This window comes from Candidatus Symbiopectobacterium sp. (assembly GCF_020054415.1).
Taxonomy (GTDB): Bacteria; Pseudomonadota; Gammaproteobacteria; order Enterobacterales; family Enterobacteriaceae; genus Symbiopectobacterium.
On the sequence record NZ_JAHWCO010000341.1, the window covers coordinates 1 to 1,914 of the forward strand.

Here is a 1,914-nt window from a genome sequence, read left to right on the forward strand (position 1 = left end):
CAGGTAGATCTGGACAACTGGTTGTGGCATTACAATAATGAGCGAACTCATCAGGGAAAAACGTGCTGCGGGCGTACGCCGATGGCCACTTTACTCGATGGAAAACGGATCTGGGCAGAAAAGAATCTGAACCAGATGTAATCTGACAGATACCTGTATAAATAATCGGTAACTGTCAGATCAGGTCTGAGCTAGTACAAATTATGGTCAATCGTTCTGCGAATGTTGCCTGTCGTGATACATTTTGTGGTAACACCATAGTGATAATAACTCGCATTTATTGGCACGATTATTTGTTAACACGCTTTTTTGTTAACACCAGGGTGGTTAGCAAAACGCGCTCTCATCAAGTTGCAGGATTCAAGAGAAGGCTCTCATGCCAAACAACATCCGTATTGAAGAAGACCTGTTAGGTACCCGTGAAGTTCCCGCCGCTGCCTACTATGGCATTCATACCCTGCGGGCAATTGAAAATTTTTACATCAGCAACCACAAAATCAGCGATATCCCCGAATTCGTGCGTGGCATGGTGATGGTCAAAAAAGCCGCTGCCCTAGCAAACCGCGAGCTGAAAACCATTCCCCGCCCAATTGCCGATACTATTATCCGTGCCTGCGATGAAGTGTTAAACAATGGCAAATGCATGGATCAGTTCCCGGTTGATGTCTATCAGGGCGGCGCGGGCACCTCGATGAACATGAACACCAACGAAGTGCTGGCTAATATTGGCCTGGAACTGATGGGCCATAACAAAGGTGAATACCAGTATCTCAACCCTAATGATCATCTGAACAAGTGTCAGTCCACCAACGATGCCCTACCCCACCGGCTTTCGTATTGCGGTGTACAGCGCCATCCTGACGCTGGTAGAGGCTATCACCCAGTTGGCTGATGGCTTCGAGCGCAAGGCCAAAGCATTCGAAACAATTCTGAAGATGGGGCTTACCCAGTTGCAGGATGCGGTGCCAATGACGTTGGGTCAGGAATTCCACGCTTTCTCTGTGCTGCTTAACGAAGAGAACAAAAACCTGCTGCGCACCGGCGAGTTGCTGCTGGAAGTGAATCTGGGCGCGACGGCCATCGGCACGCGGTTAAACACACCGGACGGTTACCAGCAGTTGGCGGTACAACGTTTGGCTGAAGTGAGCGGACTGCCGTGCGTGCCGGCCGAGGATTTGATCGAAGCCACCTCCGACTGCGGCGCTTACATGATAGTACACGGTGCGCTAAAACGTCTGGCGGTGAAGATATCGAAAATCTGTAACGACCTTCGCCTGCTCTCTTCCGGCCCGCGCGCTGGCCTCAATGAAATCAACCTGCCGGAATTACAGGCAGGCTCTTCTATCATGCCAGCCAAGGTCAATCCGGTGGTACCGGAAGTGGTCAATCAGGTGTGCTTCAAGGTGATCGGCAACGACACCTGCGTCACTATGGCCTCTGAAGCGGGTCAGTTGCAGCTCGACGTGATGGAACCGGTTATCGGTCAGGCGATGTTTGAATCTATCCATATTCTTACCAACGCCTGCCACAACCTGTTGGAAAAATGCGTTAACGGCATCACCGCCAACAAAGCGGTATGCGAAGCCTACGTGTTCAACTCCATCGGCATTGTTACCTATCTCAACCCGTTTATTGGCCACCACAATGGCGACATTGTCGGCAAAATTTGCGCCGAAACCGGCAAGAGCGTGCGTGAAGTGGTTCTGGAGCGCGGTCTGCTGACCGAAAGCGAACTGGATGATATTTTCTCAGTACAAAACCTTATGCACCCAGCCGGCTTTGTTGAATAAATCAGAACTTGTAACGACTGCGCCCCATACGGGTCGATTGTTACGTGATGCGAATACTGTTCGGCATTCCTAATAGCGTGATCCGGTTAAGCGCTTTGACCATGGCCATGGCTTCACCCACCTG

3 pseudogenes are annotated in these 1,914 nt (G+C 50.8%); 2 read left to right on the forward strand and 1 reads right to left on the reverse strand.

From position 1 onward, the window contains the following. Positions 1 to 141, forward strand: a pseudogene (locus tag QZ506_RS10110) (IS481 family transposase); the annotation flags it as partial. Positions 142 to 376: 235 nt separating this feature from the next. Beyond that, a pseudogene (aspA, locus tag QZ506_RS10115) lies at positions 377 to 1,790 on the forward strand (aspartate ammonia-lyase). Between the two features lie 40 nt (positions 1,791 to 1,830). Here aspA and QZ506_RS10120 read toward each other — a convergent pair. Continuing rightward, positions 1,831 to 1,914 (reverse strand): annotated as a pseudogene (locus QZ506_RS10120) (lipoprotein); the annotation flags it as partial.